We start from the raw sequence: 26,064 nt of genomic DNA on the forward strand, positions 1-26,064 counted from the left end.
TGCCGCCAATACATTTTGCAAATTTGTTAACCATTTCTCTTTTGCGACACAGCATCAATCAACAGGCGATAGCTTTTCAGCCTCCCTGTTACTTTTTTATCTATTAGTATCAATGAGATAAACGAACATCACCACCGTGTGATGTTTTTAGAATGGTGCTGTTCTTTTTTGCACAAAAAAGCAACAATTGACTACTTTTTAGCACATTCATCTACGAGAAGATGGAAAGTACTAATATCATTTCAATTATGTCACGGCAAGCCCAATAGTATTATGTGACAGAAATAACAGGTGCGATTGGGCGAATTGCGCACAGCAGAGATTCGTTATACTTATAATCCGCTGATAGAAAACAGATTTTCTGATTAGTGTAATTTATTATACTTCCCCGCATTTTGCAGATTCGTCATATGTTTTACTGATTTTGCGCGTTCTTTTACAGCCATTTTTGCAATGTAAACAGTTATCGCTATATAGAAGAAGGTATAACGACAACCTTTTATTTCCTTATTAAAGGAAGAAGTGAATCAGTTCAGCAAACCAGGAAATAGCGATCTTGCCCCCGCGACGATAAACTCAATACCCAGTGCCATAAGTAACAACCCCATAATACGTGTAATGACGTTGATACCGGTTTGCCCAAGCAAACGCACCAGCCAGGGCGCGATACGAAATAGCCCCCAGGAACTGAGCGCAAACAGTGCGATTGCAACGGTGAAACCAATCAGATGCTCAACAGTGTGATAGCGTGTTCCCCAAACAATGGTGGAACTGATCGCCCCCGGCCCCGCCATCAGAGGCAGAGCTAACGGTACCACGCCGATACTTTCGCGGATGGCCGTCTCTGATTTTTCTTGTTTATTCTGCTTATCTTCACCCAGTTTCCCGCTGATCATCGACATGGCGATAGTTACCACCAGAATGCCCCCGGCAATACGGAACGAGTCGATCGAAATGCCAAACAGCTGCAATATGGCATCGCCAAGAAAAAGCGACGTCCAAAGAATAATGGCCACGGAAAGATTGGCGGTGAGATTCGTTTTATTCCGCGCGGCGGTCATCTGGTAGCTGGTCATGCTGATAAAGACCGGAATAATGCCGACCGGGTTGACCAACGCAAACAGGCCAATGAAGAATTTAAAATAGAGGGGAAGATCGAACACGATGTGCTCCACAGTAGGTTTCGTAACGTTGTCAGAGAAATAACCTATCAGCACGACAGGAAAATTCATGCAGAAGATACGCGTTTTCGCCGCGCAGTTCATCATGATTTCCGTGGAAATTCGCTGCAATACAGCATGTTATTAACCTGTGGGAATTGTGATAATCTTACAGCGCGCCTGGCCATATGCCATTAACATTTGCTACAAATGCCCAAAAATGGGCTGCTGAAAGGTGTCAGCTTCGCTGAAATTTGATGTAGATCACGCAATGGTTACTCAGAAGTGGGTAATCTTGATGGCACAAAAAGAGCTCAAAAGTGTCAGTAAGTGCGTTGTATCCTCGAGACTCTTTCAGTAAATCAGTGGTGGATGGTTTAGCGTTAACTCTTTGTTTTTATGAAACTTACGCAACCTGCAGCCGGTCTGTCTATACTTTCCAATTAGGCAACTGGTTTACTAAAAGAGTTTAAACATTATCAGGAGAGCATTATGGCTGTTACTAATGTCGCTGAACTTAACGCACTCGTTGAACGCGTGAAGAAAGCCCAGCGTGAATATGCCAACTTTACTCAAGAGCAAGTAGATAAAATCTTCCGTGCTGCCGCTCTGGCTGCCGCAGATGCTCGCATCCCGCTGGCAAAACTGGCGGTTGCCGAATCTGGCATGGGTATCGTTGAAGACAAAGTGATTAAAAACCACTTCGCTTCCGAATATATTTATAACGCGTATAAAGATGAAAAAACCTGCGGCGTGCTGTCAGAAGATGACACCTTCGGCACGATTACCATCGCAGAACCAATCGGCATTATCTGCGGTATTGTCCCGACCACTAACCCAACCTCTACCGCTATCTTTAAATCGCTGATTAGCCTGAAGACCCGTAACGCAATCATTTTCTCCCCGCACCCGCGCGCTAAAGATGCCACCAACAAAGCAGCAGATATCGTGCTGCAAGCAGCCATTGCCGCTGGTGCTCCGAAAGATCTGATCGGCTGGATTGACCAACCGTCTGTAGAGCTGTCCAACGCACTGATGCATCACCCGGATATTAACCTGATCCTCGCCACTGGCGGGCCGGGCATGGTAAAAGCAGCATACAGCTCCGGTAAACCGGCTATCGGTGTAGGTGCGGGTAACACCCCGGTTGTGATTGATGAAACTGCCGATATCAAACGTGCAGTGGCGTCCGTATTAATGTCTAAGACTTTCGATAACGGCGTTATTTGTGCTTCTGAACAGTCCGTTGTCGTTGTTGATTCCGTCTATGAAGCGGTTCGTGAGCGTTTCGCCAGCCACGGTGGTTACCTGCTTCAGGGTAAAGAGTTGAAAGCGGTTCAGGACATTATCCTGAAAAATGGCGCGCTCAACGCGGCTATTGTTGGTCAACCGGCGTACAAAATCGCTGAACTGGCTGGCTTCACTGTTCCAACAACCACTAAGATCCTGATTGGTGAAGTGAAAGTTGTCGATGAGAGCGAGCCGTTCGCACATGAAAAACTGTCACCGACGCTCGCAATGTACCGCGCGAAAGATTTCGAAGACGCGGTCGAAAAAGCAGAGAAACTTGTCGCCATGGGCGGTATCGGTCACACCTCTTGCCTGTACACCGACCAGGATAACCAACCTGAACGCGTTGCTCACTTCGGTCAGATGATGAAAACCGCGCGTATCCTGATTAACACCCCGGCTTCTCAGGGTGGTATCGGTGACCTGTATAACTTTAAACTCGCGCCTTCCCTGACTCTGGGTTGTGGTTCCTGGGGTGGTAACTCCATCTCTGAAAACGTTGGTCCGAAGCACCTGATCAACAAGAAAACCGTTGCTAAGCGAGCTGAAAACATGTTGTGGCACAAACTTCCGAAATCTATCTACTTCCGCCGTGGCTCTCTGCCAATCGCGCTGGATGAAGTGATTACTGATGGTCACAAACGCGCGCTTATCGTGACTGACCGTTTCCTGTTCAATAACGGTTATGCAGACCAGATTACTTCTGTGCTGAAAGCGGCCGGTGTTGAAACCGAAGTGTTTTTTGAAGTTGAAGCAGACCCAACACTGACTATCGTGCGTAAAGGCGCTGAGCTGGCGAACTCCTTTAAACCAGACGTGATTATCGCCCTGGGTGGTGGTTCCCCGATGGATGCCGCGAAAATTATGTGGGTGATGTACGAACATCCGGAAACCCATTTCGAAGAGCTGGCGCTGCGCTTTATGGATATCCGTAAACGTATCTATAAGTTCCCGAAAATGGGCGTGAAAGCGAAAATGATCGCGATCACCACCACTTCTGGTACCGGTTCTGAAGTTACGCCGTTTGCGGTAGTAACCGACGATGCCACCGGTCAGAAATATCCACTGGCAGACTATGCTCTGACACCGGATATGGCGATTGTCGATGCCAACCTGGTGATGGATATGCCGAAATCCCTGTGCGCCTTCGGTGGTCTGGATGCGGTAACTCACGCACTTGAAGCTTACGTTTCCGTACTGGCATCCGAATTCTCTGACGGCCAGGCGCTGCAAGCGCTGAAATTGCTGAAAGAAAACCTGCCAGCTTCTTACAACGAAGGTTCAAAAAACCCGGTTGCTCGTGAACGCGTTCACAGTGCTGCTACCATCGCCGGTATCGCCTTTGCCAACGCCTTCCTCGGTGTGTGCCACTCCATGGCGCATAAACTGGGTTCGCAGTTCCACATTCCGCACGGTTTGGCTAACGCCCTGCTTATCTGTAACGTTATCCGCTATAACGCGAACGATAACCCGACTAAACAGACCGCGTTCAGCCAGTATGATCGCCCGCAAGCACGCCGTCGTTATGCAGAAATCGCCGATCATTTAGGTCTGACTTCTGCCGGTGACCGTACTGCAGCGAAAATCGAAAAACTGCTGGCATGGCTGGAAAGCATCAAAGCTGAACTGGGTATTCCGAAATCTATCCGTGAAGCTGGCGTACAGGAAGCTGACTTCCTGGCAAACGTGGATAAGCTGTCTGAAGATGCGTTTGATGACCAGTGTACCGGTGCGAACCCGCGCTACCCGCTGATTTCCGAACTGAAACAGATCCTGCTGGATACTTTCTACGGTCGTGAGTACAAAGAAGGTGAAGTGGCGGTGGTTAAAGCTGAAGCCGCACCCGTTAAAGCAGACAAAAAAGCGAAGAAACCCGCTTAATTGTTAACGCTAATAAAAAACCCGCTTCGGCGGGTTTTTTATTGCTAAAGATGAGGAAACGAAAAGCTAACCTCTGACACGTTGCTGAATTGCTGTTAAAGACCCTTCTTGTTGGGCTTCTTTGTAGTGTTTGCGGCACACGGATACATAGCGTTCATTACCGCCAATTACCACCTGCTCGCCTTCGTTATAAGGGCGTCCCTCTTGATCAAGACGCAGCACCATACTGGCTTTACGCCCACAGAAACAGACAGTTTTAAGTTCAACCAGTTTATCTGACCAGGCCAGCAAATATTGGCTACCCACAAATAACTCACCGCGAAAATCCGTGCGCAAACCGTAACAAAGCACCGGAATATCCAACTGATCGACAACTTCGGATAGCGCATAAACCTGTTCACGGGTTAAAAACTGGCACTCATCAACCAGCACACAATGCACAGCCTGTTGCTGATGCTCAGCGTTGATTTCGTCAAACAGCGACGAGTTGTGATTAAACAAACGTGCCGGTGAAGATAAGCCGATACGAGAGCTAACCTTGCCTGATCCGAAGCGATCGTCAATTTCGGCGGTGTAAACCACCGTACGCATTCCTCTTTCCTGATAATTGTAAGAGGACTGTAGTAACGCCGTTGATTTCCCCGCATTCATTGCTGAATAGTAGAAATAAAGCTGTGCCATTGCGTGCAAAACCCCAATCAAAGTGTGATATTCCCGGCGTGGAGTGTACCATATTTTATCGGGTCACCCTGTCGTCGCTCCGCGATTGAAGTAAATCAACCCTCAATTGCAGACTCATAGATATTCCAAGAGTTAATCATCTGGGTTGTTACTGCCAAAGAAACAGCAATAAGAAATTCATGATCTTACAAATGTTTTTTAATCGGAACATTCTCACCTTAGCATACGGAAATTATTAATAATTTAAGCAAGAGCACATTCAACGCTGGAATACTCAAGGTCGATATTTATCCATAATGGCTATAAACGCGGATCGGATTAATCAGAAGTTCATGCATAAACACGCCGTCAGCAGCGCTGCCAGTACATCGGTATAAGTGGTTTTTTGCGCGTTTCTTCAAGAAAAATTTAAGTTAGCGATATTTATAAATCGACTTAATAAAGCGCCATTTTGAATTCCTTACATTCACAGCTATTGCACTGACGAAATTAACGCTCTATTATTAGCCCGACAAACCACCCCAATATAAGTTTGAGATTACTACAATGAGCGAAGCACTTAAAATTCTGAACAACATCCGTACTCTTCGTGCGCAAGCAAGAGAATGCACTCTGGAAACGCTCGAAGAGATGCTGGAGAAATTAGAAGTTGTGGTTAATGAGCGCCGCGAGGAAGAAAGCGCTGCCGCAGCCGAAGTTGAAGAACGTACGCGTAAATTACAGCAATATCGTGAAATGCTGATCGCTGACGGTATTGATCCGAACGAATTGCTGAACAGCATGGTCACCGCTAAGACGGGGACTAAAGCAAAACGTGCAGCACGCCCGGCTAAATATAGCTATGTTGATGAAAATGGTGAGACCAAAACCTGGACGGGTCAGGGTCGAACTCCAGCAGTGATCAAAAAAGCAATGGACGAACAAGGTAAACAACTCGACGATTTTCTGATCGAAGAGTAATCAAGCCAGATTTCAAAAAGATCCCGCCAACTGGCGGGATTTTTTTTGACAAAGCACACATTCTCTTCACAAATATAGCGTATGGCATTTGGAATATACGTTTCTCAAATGCTTATTGCTCAAATCCTGGTCAGGTGATTTATTGTTTTGTGTGATATCTTCTGCGCTGCTTTGACGTAACCTTTTCATTCGGAACATTCACAAATAAAAAAGGCCGGAGATAAGCTGTGCGATGCACTATTATCTCCGGCCTTATTCAGACTAAAGAAAGCCTATTATGCTTTCCCTACTCCAACGGTTTCTTCGAGCCAAGCTTTAAATTCCTCGCCCAGCGAATTGTGGCGAATACCGTACTCTACGAATGCGCGCATATAGCCCAGTTTATTACCGCAGTCATGACTTTTGCCTTTCATATGATAGGCTTCTACGGTTTCTTTTTCGATTAGCATATCAATAGCATCGGTAAGCTGGATCTCATCACCCGCTCCCGGAGGTGTTTTCGCCAGCAGCGGCCAAATTTCTGCGCTCAGAACATAGCGACCCACAACGGCAAGATTTGATGGCGCGACGTTAGCTTTTGGTTTTTCAACCACGCCGACCATTGGAACGCTATCACCCGGATTCAGCGTTGCGCCTTTGCAATCCACCACGCCGTAAGCGGTAACATCATCCACAGGCTCAACCATGATCTGGCTGGCACCGGTTTCATCAAAACGTTTAATCATCTCAGCCAGGTTATCCTGGGAGAGATCGGATTCGAATTCATCCAAAATAACGTCGGGCAGAATAACCGCTACGGGTTCATTACCTACCACCGGATGCGCGCACAGTACAGCGTGCCCCAGGCCTTTCGCCAGCCCCTGACGAACCTGCATAATGGTCACGTGCGGCGGGCAAATAGACTGAACTTCTTCCAGCAATTGGCGTTTTACGCGTTTTTCCAACATTGCTTCGAGTTCGAAGCTAGTATCGAAGTGGTTTTCGATAGAGTTTTTAGATGAATGTGTTACCAGAACGATCTCAGTAATGCCGGCAGCGATACACTCATTTACGACATACTGAATTAATGGCTTATCAACCAGCGGTAACATTTCTTTAGGAATTGCCTTAGTCGCTGGTAACATCCTGGTTCCCAATCCCGCAACCGGGATTACTGCTTTAGTCACTTTCGAATTTATTGCAGCCATTGAAAATCTCCTGGACTGTCCATGCTTGAACATGTTCATGAATTAACTCGCGTCTGAGTATATCAGTACCAACCCATCGACCAGGTCTGAAAAGGACGCGCTTACCTCTAATTAGGACTAATACGCATAAACTGCGGCGATAGTACCACCCGTTTTTATGCGGTGGGTAAATCTATCTGCAAAGAATGATTTGATCGCTCATTCCGCGCTCAACATTAAACGCAGACGCCCGCCAGCGCCCCAAACCTGACATTGCCAGGAGTCGCAACGCTGGCTCAGCTGATTTAAATAGGTATTGCCAAGCGTACCGAGAGGTACCCCATTGCTGATTTGAATTTGATGATCACCGGTATTTAACGTTGCGTTAAGACCAGCGGATACGAGGATCAGGTTTTTCAATTCACTGTGGTAATAACCCACAAGCAGTGGAAACTGGCCGGGTAAATTAGCCTGGTGCAATAATTGGTTTACTTGCTTGAGCAGCGCGCCCATCTCGGGTAAACGCTGGCGCTGATGAGAGAGTTGTTCTTGCAGCAACCCATTAAATAATGCACGCAGCAGCAACGCTGCCAGTACACCGTTATTTTCTGCACGCGTCACATCCAGGCAATAAAACGCCAGATCCTGACCAGATATAGGCGCGATATCAAGCACCAGTCCGGGGCTTTCAACAGAAACCAGTTGGCGATAATTAACCCGACAGCCGGAAATAACTTGTTGCACCGGCGGCTGAAGTTCCTGCAACAAATTCGCCGCAGCCTGAGGATTATCGACCAGCGCGTCCCAGTCCTGGAACAAGCGCTCCTCTTCCTCAACGCGAGAATTAAACATATTGGGATAAAGACAAGCAAAGAGTGTTTCTTTTAAACGATTAAGATCTTTAACGGGTTTAAGAACGACATCCTGAACGCCAAGCCGCAATGCTTTAGCGATATCCGCCATATTTTCTGTCGCCGATATCACAAGCACTGGCGTTTGCATTCCACGGTTGCGTAAAGTCTCAATGAGAACAAGGCCATTCATGCGCGGCATAGCGAGATCGCAAATCATAAGATCGGGTTTATTCACTGCCAACAACTCAAGCGCGACAACCCCATCTTCCGCCAGCAGCGTTATCGCACCTAAAGATTGTAACCACGAATCCAGCAGAGAGCGGAAAACGGGCTCGTCTTCAACGATCAGTATCTGTTTTCCGGTCAACGGCTGCGTCATCTTATCTCCCCTGCCTGACGATAGATCAATAGTGGCATGCTTCGCCGATAATCGCCTGTCAGAATTTGCTGAAGTCTATTAAAAATTCTACTTACGAAAGGGTCCGTACTAAAGGAAGCAACTCATCCATTTTCTTTTCGGTCGCCAGTTGCCCCGCTGCAATAGCCGCGTCTGCCCGATGAAAATCGAGCGTCGAAATTTGCGGGCAGAGAGGTTGCAACAGAATATCTGGCGGATCGCCAGCCATACGATTACGTTTCAGCCGATTTTCAAGAACCTGAATCGAGGTGCTCATGATTTCCATCGCCGTGGGCGCGATCGGCCGTTTTGGCGTTATCCGCCCCAACCGTTCACGCAGGCGTTGATGCCAGCGCTGCGCGGCAGCGGTGTCGCTGTCCTTATCATTATTAGAAAGACTCACCGACAGCAGATCTTGCTGCATCAGGTGTGCATCATGCTGCAAATCTACAGCAATCACCACATCCGCGCCTAACGCGCGGGTAAGGGAAACTGGAACGGGATTAACCACTGCGCCATCCACCAGCCAGTAACCGTTATGCGGAACCGGTGACATTAAGCCGGGCATACTGCAGGAAGCACGAACAGCATGATGCAAATCACCTTCAGTGAACCAGAGCTCGCGCCCGGTGCTAAGGTTAGTTGCCACTGCGCCGAAACGTTTCTGGCAATGGCTAAAATCTGCAAATGGTAGCAACTGGCGATACTGATTGAACACGCGCTCACCGCGCAATAAACCCCCACGCTGCCAGGAGAGATCCATCAGCCGCAACACATCCCAGTAACGAAAAGAGCGTACCCATTTTTCCAGCGCCGGCAAACGTCCACACGCGTAAGCGGCACCGACCAGTGAGCCAATGGAACAACCCGCCACAATATCAATTTCGATACCTGCGCGCTGTAATGCGTTAATCACGCCGATATGCGACCAGCCTCTGGCCGCGCCGGAACCGAGCGCCAGACCAATTTTTACCTTTCTCATAACGCTTATTTTACTTCCCCCGGCTTACTGTAGCCACAGCGCTACGGCTCAGTTAACATATCGCTACCCTGGCGCGAACGCGCCGTTATTCTTATTCCTGGAATGCTATTTTGTCACAGTCTTGCCCTTGCGGTAGCGCTCTGGAGTATAGCCTATGTTGCCAGCCTTATCTGTCTGGTACGCAGGTTGCGCCAGATCCGTCACGCCTGATGCGATCGCGCTATACGGCTTTTGTGTTACATCAGTCAGAGTACCTGGTAAAAACCTGGCACCCGTCTTGTGGCGCTGAGGCGTTCCGCCAGCAAATTGAAGCAGGCTTCGCGGATACCACATGGCGCGGTCTGACGGTATTTGAGCATGCTTATGGCGAAAATGATAATGAAGGCTTCGTCAGCTTTGTGGCGCGTTTTAATGAGCACGGCAAAGACGGCGCAATTATCGAACGTTCCCGATTCTTAAAGGAGAACGGCCAGTGGTACTATATCGACGGCACACGGCCGCAATTTAGCCGTAACGATCCCTGCCCTTGCGGGTCAGGTAAAAAATTCAAAAAGTGCTGCGGACAATAAGCCTGCCAGCACCTTATAGCAAACACCATCAACAGGATTTACCCGGCAATGCATTCAACACAACGTAAAATTTTGCGCACCATTTGCCCTGACCAGAAAGGCCTCATCGCGCGAATCACCAATATTTGTTACAAGCACGAACTGAACATTGTGCAGAATAATGAATTTGTCGATCATCGCACCGGTCGTTTCTTTATGCGTACCGAGCTCGAAGGCATTTTTAACGACGCCACATTGCTTGCAGATCTCGATAGTGCGCTTCCGGAAGGTTCTGTACGCGAGCTGAATCCAGCCGGTCGCCGCCGTGTCGTCATTCTGGTCACCAAAGAGGCGCACTGCCTTGGCGATCTGCTGATGAAAGCAAATTACGGCGGACTGGATGTCGATATTGCCGCCGTAATTGGCAACCATGAAACGCTGCGTTCGCTGGTTGAGCGTTTTGATATTCCGTTTGAACTGGTTAGCCATGAAGGCCTGACGCGTGAAGCTCATGACCAGCAGATGGCGCAGGCCATTGAAGCGCACCAGCCAGATTACGTAGTACTGGCGAAATATATGCGCGTATTAACGCCAGAGTTTGTGTCTCGCTTCCCGAATAAAATCATTAATATTCACCACTCATTCCTGCCCGCATTCATTGGCGCCCGCCCCTATCATCAGGCTTACGAGCGCGGCGTGAAGATCATCGGTGCCACTGCGCACTACGTAAATGACAATCTGGATGAAGGCCCCATCATTATGCAGGACGTGATTCACGTGGATCACACCTATACCGCCGAGGATATGATGCGCGCGGGTCGGGATGTCGAGAAGAACGTGTTGAGCCGCGCGCTGTATCAGGTGTTAGCACAACGCGTGTTCGTTTACGGCAATCGCACGATTATTCTTTAACCATTAATTTAATGCGTTGTTCGGCTTTGCATCGTTACGGGCAAAAAGCAGACAACTGATTCATTTTTCTCGCTTCAACGCTTTACAGCGGCGCGTCATTTGATATGATGCGCCGCGCTTCCCGAGATGGAAGCAGGCCAGTAAGAAACAGCTTTACCCGTGGTGGGGTTCCCGAGCGGCCAAAGGGAGCAGACTGTAAATCTGCCGTCATCGACTTCGAAGGTTCGAATCCTTCCCCCACCACCATTATTCATCACAGCGATGTGATAACACCGTTAAGTACTTTTGATGCATGCACTTATCGGGAAGGGTGAGAACCTTCGATTAAGGTTCGACTCGAGCGAAGGCGAGAGAACGTTGCCAGAGGCAACGGCCCGAAGGGTGAGGAACGAAGTGACGAATAATCCTTCCCCCACCACCATCTACATACTGCATCGACAATTTAATTTTCCCCGTGGTGGGGTTCCCGAGCGGCCAAAGGGAGCAGACTGTAAATCTGCCGTCATCGACTTCGAAGGTTCGAATCCTTCCCCCACCACCATCTCTTCAAGTAAAACCCAATCCCCAAGCTCCTCAATTCCTGCATGTATTACCGACCCGGGAAGGACGAGAACCTTCGATTAAGGTTCGAGTCGAGCGCATGCGAGAGAACGTTGCCGCAGGCAACGGCCCGAAGGGTGAGGAACGAAGTGACGAATAATCCTTCCCCCACCACCATCTCTTCAAGTAAAACCCAATCCCCACACTTCTCAGTTCCTGCATGTATTACCGATTCGGGAAGGACGAGAACCTTCGATTAAGGTTCGACTCGAGCGAAAGCGAGAGAACGTTGCCAGAGGCAACGGCCCGAAGGGTGAGGAACGAAGTGACGAATAATCCTTCCCCACCACTATCTCTTCAAGTAAAACCCAATCCCCACACTTCTCAGTTTCTGCATGTATTCCTGATCCGGGAAAGACGAGAAGCTTCGACCAGGGTTCGACTCAAGCAAGGCGAGCAAACGTTGCCGCCATGGGAAAACCCTGCACTCCATGCGGTTGGCAGCCGAGCCTTATAAAGGCGGTAAACGCCGTTTAACCGGCGAGCTCTTCACTATCGACGTATTGCACTGCGCATATTCGGCAATTCCATCCAGCAACGTATCCAGTTGCTCAATCGATCGCACTACCAGCCGCATAACAAAACAGTCTTCCCCCGTTACTTTGTCACACTCGATACACTCCGGCAGTGCCTGGAGCATTTTATCCACCTTCTGCAACATACCCGGCATCGGGCGAACGCGCACCAGCGCCTGCAAGCGGTAATCCAGCGCGGTCAGGTTTACGCGCGCGCCATAGCCTTCAATCACGCCGCGTTCTTCCAGCCGTTTGACACGTTCGGCCGTACTGGGCGACGTCAGCCCCACTCTCGCGCTTAACACCTTCAATGACTGGCGCGCATCCTCTGCGAGGCAGGTCAAAATCGCGCGATCGATATCGTCAATAAGGTAATCCATCATCTTCACCTAATTTATAAAGGAATTAATCATCATGCACCTTATAACATCTATATAAAGCTGACCGCCGTTTTTTCACAATATGCCAACAACGTTCAGGAGATGAGAAATGAAAAATATCCCTAATGGTACCTGGCCGATGAGCCTGGCGATGCTGATTTCCGGGTCGATCGGCGCATTTGTGCTGCTTAGCGGTCTGCCGGTGATAGATGTCGTTTTCTGGCGCTGCCTGATAGGCGCCGGCGCATTATTTCTTTTTATCCGCTTTGGCAGACAACCATTCACGCGACTTGCGTTCCCGGTGTTACTGCTGGCGGTCGCGGGCGGCATCGCGCTGGTGATTAACTGGTTGTTACTGTTCGCAGCTTACAGCCGCATTTCAATGGGACTGGCCACGGTGGTCTACAACACCCAGCCTTTTATGTTGGTGCTGATGAGCATGTTGCTCGGCGAGCGCGTTACGCTTACAAAGTGGGGATGGCTGCTGGCGGCGTTTTCCGGGGTTGTACTTCTGCTACTCAGTGAATTGCATCACCCGAACACGCAATGGCTTATCGGCATTGCCATGGCACTGGGTGCCGCTTTTTTCTATGCCGTCACTGCGTTAATTACCCGTCACCTTAAACAACTTCCGCCGCAGCACATTGCCCTAATTCAGGTATTAACCGGTACGGTGATGTTATTGCCGCTGGTTCATCTGCCAATGTCCGGCGAGACATTACCATGGGGTATTTTGCTAACGCTGGGTATTGTGCATACCGGTGTGATGTATCAGCTGTTGTATAGCGCGATACAAAAACTCCCCACACCGCTGATTGGCTCGCTGTCATTTATTTATCCGCTGGTGGCGATTGTGGTGGATAACGCGCTGTTTGGGCATACATTAAGCGCGCTGCAAATGGCAGGTGGCGTATTAATTCTGCTGGCTGCCGCAGGCAACAATCTTGGCTGGGGCGAGCGCAAATACACGTCAGCGATAGTGCCAACGCGACAGTAAAAAAAACCCCGCACTGCGGGGTTTTTGCTGATTAGCGACGGGCGCGAACAATCTGGTATTTGCGTGTCAGGTACTCCACCGGCGCGCTCCAGATATGCACCAGGCGGGAGAACGGGAACAACACAAACAGCGTCATGCCCAACACCAGATGTACGCGGTAAATAAAGGCTACGCCCTCAAGATGCGCGGAAGCGCCAACATGGAACGTCACAACCGACTGTGCCCAGCCAACCAGCTTCATCATCTCGCTGCCATCCATATGCTGCGCAGAGAACGGAATAGTCAGCAGCCCCAGCGCACACTGCACCATCAGCAGCGACATAATCAGGATATCCGCCACGGTTGAAGTCGCGCGAATACGCGGGTTGAACAAGCGGCGTTTCAACAGCAGCAAACCACCGACCAGGCACAAAACCCCGCTGGCACCGCCGCCAATCATTGCCATCTTCTGTTTCACTTCAATCGGCAGGAAGGATTCATACATCCAGTGCGGCGTTAACATACCGAGGAAGTGACCGGCAAAGATCCCTAAGATACCGATATGGAACAGGTTCGAAGCCAGCGTCATCCCTTTACGATCCAGCATCTGGCTGGAGCCCGCCCGCCAGCTGTACTGACCATAGTCGTAGCGCAGCCAACTGCCGAGCAGGAAAACTGCCCCGGCAATATACGGATAGATGTCAAAGAAGAACATATTAAGGAAGTGCATTAGCGCTCTCCTCCTGTTGTGATATTCAGATATTGCGGCGCAACGGCCCCCGCAAAACGACGCTGGTGCGCAGTGATGTCGGAATCACCGCAGCCCTGTTCGGCGAAGAATTTGACCTGCTCTTCTTCCCACACGGCATCCAGCGCCTGCGGCGTATCATCGCGGGCTTCACCGGCAATTTTTTCAGCGACCTGCGCGTTATCCACTTGGGTGTTCGCCAGCGATAACAGCGCATCGAACAGCGTTGCATAGTGGCTTTCGCGCTGCGCTAAACGCGCGTTTAACAGTGCGAGGATCGGGGCGATATCCTGCAAACCGCCGATAGCCTCAGCAAAGGGCAGTTGCGCCAGATACTCCAGATAGAGCGGCAAATGATCCGGTAATTCACGGCTATCCAGTTGCAAGCCGTGGCGCTCATATTGCGCCAGCAGATCGACCATCGCCTGCCCGCGATCGCGGGATTCACCGTGGACGTGTTCGAACAGCAGCAGCGAGGTTGCGCGACCACGATCAAACAATTCGCTGTAGTTCGCTTGCGCGTCCAGCAGATCCTGAGAAGTGAGATCACGCAGGAAGACGCCAACGTGCTGGGCGTCAGCTTTTGCCAGGTTTTCTCCCGACGCCAGCGCATCGAAAACTTCCTGCTGGTGCTGCCATAAGGCAGCATCCGGGTACTCGAGCAAACGAGAAATAACCACCAGTTCAATCATGGGTGCGGCTCCGTTTTCACAGTCACATCCACCGCGTCAATGCGACGGCTGTTGAACAAGTTGAATTTGGTGTCCGAACCGTGGCAACCATCGCCGAAGCTAAAGCCACAACCGTTTTTCTCCGGGAAGGCTTCACGCGCCAGCTCGCGGTGACTCGACGGCACCACGAAACGATCTTCGTAGTTAGCAATCGCAAGGTAACGGTACATCTCCTGCGCCTGGGCAGTTGACAGGCCGACTTCTTCCAGCGCGCGGGTATCTTCAACACCATCAACGGTTTCCGCACGTTTGAAGTGGCGCATTGCTAACATACGTTTCAGCGCCAGCAGAACCGGACCGGTATCGCCTGCGGTCAGCAGGTTCGCCAGGTATTGCACCGGAATACGCAGGCTTTCCACATCCGGCAGAATACCGTTGCTGCCCAGCTCACCTGCATCAGCGGCAGACTGAATCGGTGACAGAGGCGGTACGTACCAAACCATTGGTAATGTGCGGTATTCCGGATGCAGCGGCAGCGCCAGCTTCCAGTCCATCGCCATTTTGTAGACCGGCGATTTCTGCGCCGCATCAATCACGCTTTGCGGCACGCCATCTTCCAGCGCCTGGGCGATCACCGCCGGGTCATTTGGATCAAGGAACACATCCAGTTGACGCTGGTAGAGATCTTTTTCGTTCTCCGTGCTGGCAGCATTTTCAATCGCATCTGCGTCATACAGCAGAACACCGAGATAACGAATACGGCCTACACACGTTTCCGAGCACACCGTCGGCATTCCTGCTTCGATACGCGGGTAACAGAAAATGCACTTCTCAGACTTACCGCTCTTCCAGTTGAAGTAGATTTTTTTGTACGGGCAGCCGGTCACGCACATACGCCAGCCGCGGCATTTATCCTGATCAATCAGCACAATGCCGTCTTCTTCACGTTTGTAGATAGCACCGCTCGGGCAGGTCGCGACACAAGCCGGGTTCAGGCAGTGCTCGCACAGGCGCGGCAGATACATCATGAAGGTGTTTTCAAACTGGCCGTACATCGCCTTCTGCATGTTCTCGAAGTTCTGATCGCGGCTCAGCTTGTCGAACTCACCGCCTAAATCATCTTCCCAGTTCGGGCCAGCCGTGATTTTGTCCATCCGCTGGCCAGTGATCAGCGAGCGTGGACGGGCAATCGGCTGATGTTTGCTTTCCGGCGCGTTATGCAGGTTTTGGTAGTCAAAATCAAACGGCTCGTAGTAATCATCAATTTCCGGCATGTGCGGGTTAGAGAAAATTTTACCCAGCAGCATCGGACGGTTACCCATCCGCGGTTGCAGTTTGCCGTTGATTTTGCGGATCCAACCGCCCTTCCATTTTTCCTGGTTTTCCCAGTCGGTCGGGAAGCCGGTGCCCGGTTTGGTTTCCACGTTGTTGAACCACGCGTACTCCATACCTTCACGGCTGGTCCAGACGTTTTTGCAGGTTACTGAACAGGTATGACAGCCGATGCACTTATCGAGATTCAGCACCATGCCGACTTGTGAACGAATTTTCATTTTGCGCTCTCCTGTACCTGGTCATTGCCTTCGCCATCCAACCAGTTAATGTTCTTCATCTTACGCACCACCACGAACTCATCGCGGTTTGAACCCACCGTGCCGTAGTAGTTAAAGCCATAAGCCAGCTGGGCGTAGCCGCCGATCATATGGGTCGGTTTCGGGGTAATACGGGTAACGGAGTTGTGGATCCCGCCACGCTGCCCGGTAATTTCTGAGCCCGGCAGGTTCACAATACGTTCCTGCGCGTGGTACATCATGGTCATACCGGCCGGTACACGCTGGCTGACGACCGCACGAGCCGTCAACGCACCGTTGGCGTTAAAGACTTCAATCCAGTCGTTATCTTCAATGCCGATCTCTTTGGCGTCTTTATCGCTCATCCACACCACCGGACCACCGCGCCCCAGCGTCAGCATCAATAAGTTGTCGCTGTACGTTGAGTGGATGCCCCATTTCTGGTGCGGCGTCAGGAAGTTCAACGCTTTTTCCGGGTTGCCGTTGGATTTCGCGCCCATCACTGCTTTTACCGAATGGGTGTCAATCGGCGGACGGTAAACCAGCAGGCTTTCACCGAAGTCACGCATCCACTGATGATCCTGATACAACTGCTGGCGACCGGAGAGCGTGCGCCACGGAATCAGCTCATGCACGTTGGTGTAACCTGCGTTGTAGGAAACGTGCTCATCTTCCAGGCCTGACCAGGTCGGGCTGGAGATAATTTTGCGCGGCTGAGCCTGAATATCGCGGAAGCGGATTTTCTCTTCCTCTTTATTCGTTGCCAGATGCGTATGGTCGCGGCCGGTGAATTCACTTAGCGCTGCCCAGGCTTTAACCGCCACATGGCCGTTGGTTTCCGGTGCCAGCGTGAGGATCATTTCCGCCGCGTCAATGGCGGTATTGAGCATCGGTTGCCCTTTCGCCGGGCCATCCGCTTTGGTGTAGTTCAGCTTACGCAGCAGATCCATTTCGCTCTGGGTATTCCAGGCGATGCCTTTACCACCGTTGCCGATTTTTTCCATCAGCGGGCCGATAGAGGTAAAGCGTTCGTAGGTTGCCGGGTAGTCGCGTTCCACCGGAATAATGTGCGGCGCGGTTTTGCCTGGGATCAGGTCACACTCGCCTTTCTTCCAGTCTTTCACACCCAGCGGCTGCGCAAGTTCAGCGGCGGAGTCATGCTGAATCGGCAGCGTCACAACATCGGTCTCTTTGCCTAAATGCCCAACGCACAGCGCGGAGAAGGATTTGGCGATGCCTTTATAAATTTCCCAGTCGCTTTTGGATTCCCACGCCGGGTCGACGGCAGCAGAAAGCGGATGAATAAACGGATGCATATCCGAGGTATTCATGTCGTCTTTTTCGTACCAGGTCGCGGTTGGCAGCACGATATCCGAGTAGAGACAGGTGCTGGACAGACGGAAATCAAGAGTAACCACCAGATCCAGTTTGCCGTCGAGGCCGTTGTCATGCCACTCCACTTCTTCCGGTTTCACACCGCCCTGTTTGCCCAGATCTTTACCCTGAATACCGTGTTCGGTGCCCAGCAGGTACTTGAGCATAAACTCGTGGCCCTTACCGGAAGAACCCAGCAGGTTGGATCGCCAGATAAACAGGTTACGCGGGTGGTTTTTGCCGTTTTCCGGCTGCTCCGCCGCGAAACGCAGTGAACCGTCTTTCAGCGATTTAACAGTGTAATCGACCGCGCTCATGCCCGCTTTTTCCGCTTCAGCGGCGATACGCAGCGGGTTGGTGCCCAGTTGCGGCGCGGACGGCAGCCAGCCCATACGCTCAGCGCGCACGTTAAAGTCAATCAGATGGCCGGTATAACGGGATTTATCCGCTAACGGCGACAGGAATTCCTGTGCGGTTACCGTCTCGTAACGCCACTGGCTGGAGTGGTTATAGAAGTAGGAAGTGCTGTTCATGTGACGCGCAGGACGCTGCCAGTCGAGGGCAAATGCCAGCGGCTGCCAGCCGGTTTGCGGACGCAGTTTTTCCTGGCCAACGTAGTGTGCCCAACCGCCGCCGCTCTGTCCCACGCAACCGCAGAAGACCAGCATATTGATGATCCCACGGTAGTTCATATCGAGGTGATACCAGTGATTCATCCCGGCGCCGATGATAACCATCGAACGGCCATGCGTTTTATCGGCGTTATCGGCGAATTCGCGGGCGATGCGGATAATTTGCGACTGCGAAACCCCGGTGACTTTCTCCGCCCAAGCTGGTGTGTAGGCTTTGATTTCGTCGTAACGGGTTGCGCAGTTTTCATCACCCAGACCGCGATCCAGGCCGTAGTTTGCCATCGTGAGGTCGTAAACCGTGGTGACCAGCGCAGTGCTGCCATCAGCCAGTTGCAGGCGTTTAACCGGCAGTTTGTGCATCAAGATGTTATCGAGTTTTACACCCGCGAAATGTTCAGTATTGTCACCACCAAAGTACGGGAAGCCGACCTGCGCGATATCATCGTGTTTGCCCAACAGGCTCAGATCCAGCTCAACGTCAGCGCCGTTGCTGCCATTACGCTGCTCAAGGTTCCACTTGCCTTTTTCACCCCAGCGGAAACCGATGGAGCCGTTCGGTGCGGTCAGGTTGCCTTCGTTATCCAGGGCAACAGTTTTCCACTCCGGATTATTTTCCTGACCCAGCGCATCCACCAGATCGGCGGCGCGTAGCATGCGGCCTGCCGCATAGTAACCGTCACGTTCTTCGAGCATCACCAGCATCGGCATGTCGGTATAACGACGAACATAATCGGTGAAGTACTGGCTCGGTTTGTCGAGGTGGAATTCGCGCAGCATAACGTGGCCCATCGCCATCGCCATTGCCGCATCGGTACCCTGCTTCGGTGCCAGCCACAAATCACACAGCTTAGCGATTTCGGCGTAGTCCGGCGTTACCGCAACAGTTTTGGTGCCTTTGTAGCGCACTTCGGTAAAGAAGTGGGCGTCCGGCGTACGGGTCTGCGGAACGTTAGAGCCCCAGGCGATAATGTAGCTCGAGTTGTACCAGTCGGCAGATTCCGGCACGTCGGTCTGCTCGCCCCAGGTTTGCGGAGAGGCTGGCGGTAAGTCGCAGTACCAGTCGTAAAAACTCAGGCAGGTGCCGCCCAGCAACGAGAGATAACGCGCGCCAGAAGCATAAGAAACCATCGACATTGCCGGGATCGGCGAGAAGCCCGCGACACGGTCCGGACCGTAAGTTTTCACGGTATAAACGTTAGATGCCGCAATCAGCTCGTTCACTTCCTGCCAGGAGGAACGTACGAAACCACCGCGGCCACGCGCCTGTTTAAAGCTTTTCGCTTTATCCGCATCTTCAATGATGGAAGCCCAGGCATTAACCGGATCGTTGTGCTGAGCTTTCGCTTCACGCCACAGTTTGATCAGGCGTTTACGCATCAGGGGGTATTTCAGGCGGTTAGCACTATAGAGGTACCAGGAGTAGCTGGCACCACGCGGGCAGCCGCGCGGTTCATGATTCGGCATATCCGGACGGGTGCGTGGATAGTCAGTCTGCTGGGTTTCCCAGGTAACCAGACCGTTCTTCACGAAGATCTGCCAGCTGCACGAGCCCGTGCAGTTTACGCCATGGGTAGAACGCACGATTTTGTCGTGCTGCCAGCGGTTACGGTATCCATCCTCCCAGTCCCGGTTGGTGTTTAAGAGCTGGCCGTGCCCATCGGCAAAGGTTTCGCCTTTCTGTTTGAAGTAGCGAAACCGGTCCAGGAATTTACTCATCGGGGGTTCTCCTGTTGGAGCCTGTCAGGCTCTCTTGGTAAATCGACATTGCTGCAATTGCGGCGACGTTAACCCTCACAAAGACAAAGAGAATTGATGATGATCAAGCTGCTACAGCTTCGTTTCGGGGCTCATTCGACGGAGTACCCATAAAGAGTTAGGGATTTCTATTTTTTAATCCATTGATAAATAATGGTTTTATATAAACTCGCAGCGGTACAAGCAGATAATTCCGCGTTCCGGGGTATTAAGGGGTAGATGAACCTGCAAAGTGATGTCTATCACAGAGGTTTCCGCAGCACGGCGCTGAAAGATTCATTAGCATGTTGTAACTAATTACAGCATAAAAAAAGCGCGGCTTTCACCGCGCAAGGATAATCAACATTTACTGAGTGTTATTGTTTTTTACGCCCGTATATCGCCCAGGTGATGACCACGCAGGCGATATAGAACACGAGGAACACTTTCATTGCGCCTGCCGGCGAGCCGGTTAACGCCAGTGAAGTGCCGAATGCTTTCGGAATAAAGAAACCGCCAATCGCGCCAATGGCCGAGATAAAACCCAGCGCCGCGGCTGTTTCGGTGGCAGCTTCGCGCATGGCTTCACCTTCAGAACCGCCTCTTTGTTGAACGCGTTCCATGGTCTTTTTGCGGAAAATCACCGAAATCATCTGGAATGTCGAACCACTGCCCAGCCCAGCCGTCAGGAACAGCACCAGGAAGACGCAGAAGAACGCGGTGAAATTGCCACCGGTGCCGCCCGATGGCAGGGTCAGGAACAGTAAAGCGCTGAAAATGGCCATCACCACGAAGTTCACCAGCGTTACGCGAGTCCCTCCCAGACGGTCAGAAATCGCACCGCCAGCGGAACGCGCCAGCGCGCCCACCAACGGGCCGAAGAAGGCAAAATGCAGAATCTGCACATCCGGGAACTGGGTTTTCGACAGCATCGCAAAACCGGCAGAAAAGCCGATAAACGAACCGAACGTTGCCAGATAAAGGAAGCTCATGATCCACAAGTGCGAACGTTTGAGCACCGGGAGTTGTGCGCTGAGCGAGGCTTTAGAGGTCGCCAGTTCATTCATACCGAACCAGGCAGCCAGGGTAAACACCGCCAGTAACGGCACCCATATCCACGCGGCATTTTCGAGGTATAACAACGAACCGTCCGGCTGCGCGGCACCGGTACCGCCAAAGGCGGCAAAAATGGAAAAAGAGACCGCCAGCGGCGCGATCAATTGCATCACACTCACGCCGAGGTTGCCAAATCCACCGTTGATGCCGAGCGCGCCACCCTGCTTCTGTTTTGGAAAGAAGAAACTGATGTTCGCCATACTTGAGGCAAAGTTCGCACCGGCGAAACCGCACAGCAGCGAGATAATGATAAACGTGCTAAACGGCGTACTCAGATCCTGCACAGCAAAACCCAGCCACACACACGGAATAATTAAGATCCCGGTGCTGAAAGCTGTCCAGCGACGACCGCCAAACACCGGCACCATAAAAGAGTACGGTACGCGTAACAGTGCGCCGGAAACGGATGGTAGCGCTGTCAGCATAAAGAGCTGGTCGGTGGTAAACTGAAAACCCACTTTCGGGAGATTGACGGCGACTGCGCTAAAAAGCATCCAGACGCAGAAAGCCAGAAGAAGACAAGGCACGGAGATCCACAAGTTACGGCTCGCAATCTTCGCGCCCTGCTGTTGCCAGAATGCCGGATCTTCAGGACGCCAGTCGGTAATAACCCGCGCTGACGAACTTTTTTCCGGGATGGATGAGTGCTGCATATACACCTCTGCTGAACGGTTTGATGCCTGCCACCTTAGTTTTTATAGCGGTAGTTAAGTTGATATAAATCAAAGGAAAAGCAGCCCATTTAGCGAGCGAAAAATCACCATGCTCATTTATGAGTAGCGTTTACTGGCAAAAAAGGTGTGGTTTTTCACGGTTCTGACCTTCTCTACTCAGATTGTTCCCACTCATGTCGGCTCGCTGGCAATAAAGGAGTAACCCTTTAGAGGTATGGGTATACCCCAGACGATGGCTGACAATAGCGCCATCCGCACCAGACGCGGCCGAGGAGCCTTAATCACGTATGCTAAAACGCCTTTTTTCACCGATCTCGTTGGTTAACCAACTGGCGTTGTTGATGTTGCTGTCGACCGCCATTGGCGTGACGGGCATGGCTATCTCTGGCTGGCTGGTACAGGGCGTTCAGGGCAGCGCACATGCGATCAACAAAGCCGGTTCACTGCGAATGCAGAGCTACCGCCTGTTGTCCGCCATTCCGCTGCATGAAGATGAGCAATATTTACTCGATGAAATGGAGTACACCGCATTCAGCCCTGAACTGGCGCAGGCGGCACAGCGCGACGGCCAGCAAGCGCAGCTCGCCGCGTTGCAAAATTACTGGCACAGCGAGGTCGTTCCGGCGATAAAGAATGCGCAACAACCGCCGCAAGCGGCGGAAATCATTGCGATTTTCGTTGGACGAATCGACCGTCTGGTGACCTCGTTTGACCGCAGCACCGAACACCGCATTGAACAAGTGGTGGTGATGCACCGGATAATGGCGATAGTGATGGGCCTGTTATTGCTGTTTGCCGTGGTTTGGTTACGGGCGCGTCTACTCCGTCCGTGGCAACAATTGTTAAGCATGGCGCGTGCGGTCAGCCAGCGCGACTTTACCCAGCGCGCGCGCATCAGCGGGCGTAACGAGATGGCAACGCTTGGCGAGGCGTTAAATAACATGTCTGCCGAGTTGGGCGAGAGTTACGCGATACTGGAACGCCGCGTACAAGAAAAAACCGCCGGGCTTGAGCAAAAAAACCAGATTCTGTCGTTTTTATGGCAGGCTAACCACCGACTGCATTCGCGCATCCCGATGTGCGAGCGTCTCTCGCCAGTGTTGAACGGCTTGCAGAATTTAACCCTGCTACACGATATTGAGCTGCGGGTTTACGACCTGGAAGATGAGGAAAATCATCAGGATTTTACCTGCCAGTCGGATGCCAGTTGCGATGACAAAGGCTGCCATTTATGCCCGCGCAACGGAATTCTCACTGAATCCAGCGGGTTTGGCACCACGCTGAAATGGCGGCTCGCCGATGCCCATATGCAATATGGTTTGCTGTTAGCAACACTGCCCCCGGGTCGCCATTTAAATCATGACCAGCAGCAACTGGTCGACACGTTGGTGGAACAACTCACCGCGACGCTGGCGCTGGATCGCCATCAGGACAGACAGCAGCAGTTGATGGTAATGGAAGAGCGCGCCACCATTGCCCGCGAATTACACGACTCTATCGCCCAATCCCTCTCCTGCATGAAGATGCAGGTGAGTTGCCTGCAAATGCAGGGTGATGCGCTGCCGGAAAACAGCCAGCAATTGCTTGGGCAGATCCGCAACGAGCTGAATACCTCATGGGCGCAGTTACGCGAGTTGCTGACCACGTTTCGTTTGCAATTAACCGAACCGGGGCTGCGCCCGGCGCTGGAGTCCAGTTGCCTGGAGTACAGTGCGCGTTTCGGTTTCCAGGTGCGTCTTGATTATCAGCTACCGCCCCGGCTGGTTCCGGCGCATCAGGCCATTCATCTATTACAGATAGCCCGCGAGGCACTGAGCAATGCATTAAAACACTCCGGCGCAACCGCGGTCAGCGTCGCAGTGCAACAGCAGGAAAACCGGGTAATATTGCGCATCACCGACAATGGTTGCGGCATCCCGGTCAATGCTGAAAGGACTAACCATTATGGATTGATAATTATGCGTGACCGCGCGCAAAGCCTGCGCGGCGATTGCCAGGTTCGCCCCGGAGTATTCGGCGGCACCGAGGTCGTCGTGACGTTTATACCAGAGACGTTTCTCTCATCCATGCAAGGAGATACCCATGAGTAATCAGGATCCGGCCACCATCCTCCTGATCGACGACCATCCAATGCTGCGAACCGGCGTGAAGCAGTTAATCAGCATGGCTCCCGACATCACCGTGGTCGGCGAAGCCAGCAACGGCGAACAAGGCATTGAACTGGCGGAATCGCTGGACCCGGATTTGATTTTGCTGGATCTCAACATGCCAGGCATGAACGGGCTGGAAACGCTGGATAAACTGCGGGAAAAAACCCTGTCTGGTCGCGTTGTCGTCTTTAGCGTTTCCAACCATGAAGAAGACGTGGTCACCGCATTAAAACGCGGCGCAGATGGCTATCTACTGAAAGATATGGAACCAGAAGATCTGCTGAAAGCGCTGCAACAAGCTGCTGCGGGCGAAATGGTGCTCAGCGAAGCGCTCACCCCGGTGCTGGCTGCCAGCCTGCGCGCCAACCGTGCCACCACCGATCGCGATATCACGCAACTTACGCCGCGCGAACGCGACATTCTCAAGCTCATTGCCCAGGGATTGCCAAATAAGATGATTGCCCGCCGCCTGGACATCACTGAAAGCACGGTTAAAGTTCACGTCAAACACATGCTGAAGAAAATGAAACTGAAATCCCGCGTCGAAGCTGCTGTTTGGGTGCATCAGGAACGTATTTTCTAACACGTTACGGGTCTGGCAGTGTCCAGCCCGTGTTACTGTTTTCAGCTGGCGGGATCACCGGCTCCGTCAGCTTCAGTTCGATAGTGTTCGACTCAACGCGCTGCCCTTTATCGTCTTCCACCAGTGCCGACAGCGTCCAGCGGTTGGTGGCACCTTCTGCGCTATCCCAGCGTGGCATAATCAGTGTCCAGCCATCGCTGCTGCGCCCATTGGCCGGCGGCGTGAGGCTTAACGCCTGGGTGTCGCCCTGCCAGGTTATCGAACGCACACCGTGCGTGCTGTTAATTTGCAGTTTCAGCGCCACCGTCTCACCCGGCTGCAAATCCCACGGCGGCGTGGCGAGAAATACCGACAGTGTTTTACGCTGGCGATGTTCGAAAATCGGCGCATTATTGCGCGTCGGGCTGTCGTAGCGGCTACCCCGTAGCGAACGGCTGTCTGCCACTTCGCTGGCAGAGAGTTGCTTCCACAGAGGTACACCAAAGCGATAATTCACTTTCAGGCCTAAATCGTTCTGGCTAACCCCGCTTTCTCCCTGCCGATGTTCAGCGGTCAGCGTCACCAGCGGAACCGGCGTGTAATTCACCCCCAGTTTTACCGCCACCGGGTTGTGATAACCCGTCCCCGTATCAAACAGATCGACACTGTTACCGAAATATTGCTCAACGCTGACGCTAGTGTTGAGCTGCTGATAAAACGGTAATCGTGCCTGCGCCGTGACATCGTAGCCCCGCGCCATGCGCTGTTGCAGCGTGGCGGTTTGGTACTCCCAGCTGTTTACCGGCTGGTAGTAGTTTGCCGAAAAGCGTAAATACTCGCCCCAGGCCTCGGCTCCCAGCCCAGCGCGTCCACTATTGTCATCAAGCAGCTTATCGTAAAAGGTGTTATAGCCCAGCAGCCAGTCTCCGGCGATCCAGCGCTGACCAACGCCAACATTCCCCACAAGACCTGCATCCTGCTGCGTCAGACCAAGCTGGCTCCAGCTGAGATAGCGATGATTATCCTGCAGCGGGACAAACCAGTCGCCGTGGCTGCCGATGAATCCGCCCTCATTATCCACTTTGAAATCTATGCTGGCGCTGCCCCACGGCGAAAGCCAGGATTCCACTTGCTGATTCACTTCGCCGCTGACGACATCGCGCAATTGCCCGAATGCAAACTGCCGTGCCTGCTCGCCAGTGGTCAAACCGTTATCGTTCATACTGGCTTCGCCGAACGCTTTTGCCATTTCGGCGAAATGTTTTTCCTGCGCGCCATTTTCCGCAGCCATGCCCAGATCCGGCAGACCGTCGCCGTCATTATCGAAGGGGTTTTCCGCTTGCTGTACGAAGCTATTCTGCCGGGCACTGGCGACGCCGCTTATCAGTGACAGCATCAGAAGTGTAAGGAGGGGATAATTCATAGCGTTAAGTTTAACGGTTTTGCCAGGGCTTTACAGCCGCAGACAAAATACCAGGAAAAACCTTATCCTTGCGCTTCGCTACAACTACAGTTAATGCACCCCGTACC

19 protein-coding genes, 2 tRNA genes and 3 other RNA genes are annotated in these 26,064 nt (G+C 51.9%); 12 read left to right on the forward strand and 12 right to left on the reverse strand.

Going from position 1 to position 26,064, the window contains the following annotated elements; all coding sequences use genetic code 11:
- Window positions 1–527 precede the first annotated feature (527 nt).
- The gene (locus ACFX4O_RS08160) at window positions 528–1,166 is read right to left on the reverse strand and encodes a YchE family NAAT transporter (RefSeq protein WP_370447798.1); all 639 of its coding nucleotides are present in this window, start codon (window positions 1,164–1,166) and stop codon (window positions 528–530) included.
- Between the two features lie 486 nt (window positions 1,167–1,652).
- On the opposite strand from ACFX4O_RS08160, the gene adhE reads away from it, so the two are divergent.
- Entirely contained in the window at window positions 1,653–4,331 is a 2,679-nt protein-coding gene (adhE, locus tag ACFX4O_RS08165; RefSeq protein ID WP_131409372.1) for a bifunctional acetaldehyde-CoA/alcohol dehydrogenase, read from the forward strand.
- A gap of 66 nt (window positions 4,332–4,397) precedes the next feature.
- On the opposite strand, the gene tdk is transcribed toward adhE, so the two are convergent.
- On the reverse strand, window positions 4,398–5,012 hold the full coding sequence (tdk, locus tag ACFX4O_RS08170) for a thymidine kinase (RefSeq protein ID WP_380208000.1): 615 nt from the start codon (window positions 5,010–5,012) through the stop codon (window positions 4,398–4,400).
- Window positions 5,013–5,558: 546 nt separating this feature from the next.
- Between tdk and hns the strand changes: the two genes are divergently transcribed.
- Entirely contained in the window at window positions 5,559–5,972 is a 414-nt protein-coding gene (gene hns / locus ACFX4O_RS08175) for a histone-like nucleoid-structuring protein H-NS (RefSeq protein ID WP_017457162.1), read from the forward strand.
- Between the two features lie 275 nt (window positions 5,973–6,247).
- On the opposite strand, the gene galU is transcribed toward hns, so the two are convergent.
- From galU to rssA, 3 genes are all read right to left on the reverse strand, one after another.
- The gene (galU, locus tag ACFX4O_RS08180; RefSeq protein ID WP_131409366.1) at window positions 6,248–7,159 is read right to left on the reverse strand and encodes a UTP--glucose-1-phosphate uridylyltransferase GalU; all 912 of its coding nucleotides are present in this window, start codon (window positions 7,157–7,159) and stop codon (window positions 6,248–6,250) included.
- A gap of 198 nt (window positions 7,160–7,357) precedes the next feature.
- Window positions 7,358–8,371: a two-component system response regulator RssB gene (gene rssB, locus ACFX4O_RS08185; protein ID WP_131409364.1), complete on the reverse strand. Its 1,014-nt coding sequence runs from the start codon at window positions 8,369–8,371 to the stop codon at window positions 7,358–7,360.
- Between the two features lie 91 nt (window positions 8,372–8,462).
- Window positions 8,463–9,371, reverse strand: a complete 909-nt coding sequence (rssA, locus tag ACFX4O_RS08190; RefSeq protein ID WP_380208001.1) for a patatin-like phospholipase RssA — start codon at window positions 9,369–9,371, stop codon at window positions 8,463–8,465.
- Window positions 9,372–9,481: 110 nt separating this feature from the next.
- Between rssA and ACFX4O_RS08195 the strand changes: the two genes are divergently transcribed.
- The 7 genes from ACFX4O_RS08195 (at window position 9,482) to ACFX4O_RS08225 (ending at window position 11,723) form a co-directional block, all read left to right on the forward strand.
- Entirely contained in the window at window positions 9,482–9,940 is a 459-nt protein-coding gene (locus ACFX4O_RS08195; RefSeq protein ID WP_131409358.1) for a YchJ family protein, read from the forward strand.
- 48 nt (window positions 9,941–9,988) lie between these two features.
- Entirely contained in the window at window positions 9,989–10,831 is an 843-nt protein-coding gene (gene purU / locus ACFX4O_RS08200; protein WP_016495830.1) for a formyltetrahydrofolate deformylase, read from the forward strand.
- 161 nt (window positions 10,832–10,992) lie between these two features.
- A tRNA-Tyr gene (locus ACFX4O_RS08205) sits at window positions 10,993–11,077 on the forward strand.
- Window positions 11,078–11,120: 43 nt separating this feature from the next.
- Window positions 11,121–11,252: non-coding RNA, RtT sRNA (locus tag ACFX4O_RS08210), on the forward strand.
- 35 nt (window positions 11,253–11,287) lie between these two features.
- Window positions 11,288–11,372 (forward strand) — tRNA-Tyr (locus ACFX4O_RS08215).
- Window positions 11,373–11,416: 44 nt separating this feature from the next.
- A non-coding RNA gene (locus ACFX4O_RS08220) (RtT sRNA) lies at window positions 11,417–11,548 on the forward strand.
- Between the two features lie 44 nt (window positions 11,549–11,592).
- A non-coding RNA gene (locus tag ACFX4O_RS08225) (RtT sRNA) lies at window positions 11,593–11,723 on the forward strand.
- A gap of 159 nt (window positions 11,724–11,882) precedes the next feature.
- Here the strand turns inward: ACFX4O_RS08225 and ACFX4O_RS08230 are convergent.
- Window positions 11,883–12,326: an Lrp/AsnC family transcriptional regulator gene (locus ACFX4O_RS08230; RefSeq protein WP_131409447.1), complete on the reverse strand. Its 444-nt coding sequence runs from the start codon at window positions 12,324–12,326 to the stop codon at window positions 11,883–11,885.
- Between the two features lie 109 nt (window positions 12,327–12,435).
- Here ACFX4O_RS08230 and ACFX4O_RS08235 point away from each other — a divergent pair, with 109 nt between their 5' ends.
- A complete protein-coding gene (locus ACFX4O_RS08235; RefSeq protein ID WP_380208002.1) occupies window positions 12,436–13,323 on the forward strand; it encodes a DMT family transporter in 888 nt (295 codons plus the stop codon).
- 31 nt (window positions 13,324–13,354) lie between these two features.
- Here the strand turns inward: ACFX4O_RS08235 and narI are convergent, their stop codons facing one another.
- From narI to ACFX4O_RS08260, 5 genes are all read right to left on the reverse strand, one after another.
- Window positions 13,355–14,032 carry a respiratory nitrate reductase subunit gamma gene (narI, locus tag ACFX4O_RS08240; protein ID WP_380208003.1) on the reverse strand — a complete coding sequence of 226 codons (678 nt, stop codon included), beginning with the start codon at window positions 14,030–14,032 and terminating at the stop codon, window positions 13,355–13,357.
- Window positions 14,032–14,742: a nitrate reductase molybdenum cofactor assembly chaperone gene (gene narJ / locus ACFX4O_RS08245; protein ID WP_380208004.1), complete on the reverse strand. Its 711-nt coding sequence runs from the start codon at window positions 14,740–14,742 to the stop codon at window positions 14,032–14,034. The genes narI and narJ overlap by 1 nt, the downstream gene beginning before the upstream one ends.
- The gene (gene narH / locus ACFX4O_RS08250) at window positions 14,739–16,274 is read right to left on the reverse strand and encodes a nitrate reductase subunit beta (protein ID WP_131409347.1); all 1,536 of its coding nucleotides are present in this window, start codon (window positions 16,272–16,274) and stop codon (window positions 14,739–14,741) included. Before narH ends, narJ begins: the two co-directional genes overlap by 4 nt.
- On the reverse strand, window positions 16,271–20,014 hold the full coding sequence (locus tag ACFX4O_RS08255) for a nitrate reductase subunit alpha (RefSeq protein WP_380208005.1): 3,744 nt from the start codon (window positions 20,012–20,014) through the stop codon (window positions 16,271–16,273). The genes narH and ACFX4O_RS08255 overlap by 4 nt, the downstream gene beginning before the upstream one ends.
- 395 nt (window positions 20,015–20,409) lie before the next feature.
- Complete coding sequence (locus ACFX4O_RS08260; RefSeq protein WP_380208006.1) at window positions 20,410–21,801, reverse strand: NarK family nitrate/nitrite MFS transporter; 1,392 nt, start codon at window positions 21,799–21,801, stop codon at window positions 20,410–20,412.
- A 308-nt stretch (window positions 21,802–22,109) separates the two neighbouring features.
- On the opposite strand from ACFX4O_RS08260, the gene narX reads away from it, so the two are divergent.
- On the forward strand, window positions 22,110–23,912 hold the full coding sequence (gene narX, locus ACFX4O_RS08265) for a nitrate/nitrite two-component system sensor histidine kinase NarX (protein WP_380208007.1): 1,803 nt from the start codon (window positions 22,110–22,112) through the stop codon (window positions 23,910–23,912).
- Window positions 23,905–24,555 (forward strand): two-component system response regulator NarL, encoded by a 651-nt coding sequence (gene narL / locus ACFX4O_RS08270; protein WP_016495820.1) that lies wholly within the window; start codon window positions 23,905–23,907, stop codon window positions 24,553–24,555. The genes narX and narL overlap by 8 nt, the downstream gene beginning before the upstream one ends.
- Before the next feature lie 4 nt (window positions 24,556–24,559).
- Here the strand turns inward: narL and ACFX4O_RS08275 are convergent, their stop codons facing one another.
- Entirely contained in the window at window positions 24,560–25,957 is a 1,398-nt protein-coding gene (locus ACFX4O_RS08275; RefSeq protein ID WP_380208008.1) for a YchO/YchP family invasin, read from the reverse strand.
- Window positions 25,958–26,064: the final 107 nt, after the last annotated feature.

Source organism: Kosakonia sp. YIM B13571, from assembly GCF_042788095.1.
Classification (GTDB): domain Bacteria; phylum Pseudomonadota; class Gammaproteobacteria; order Enterobacterales; family Enterobacteriaceae; genus Kosakonia; species Kosakonia quasisacchari.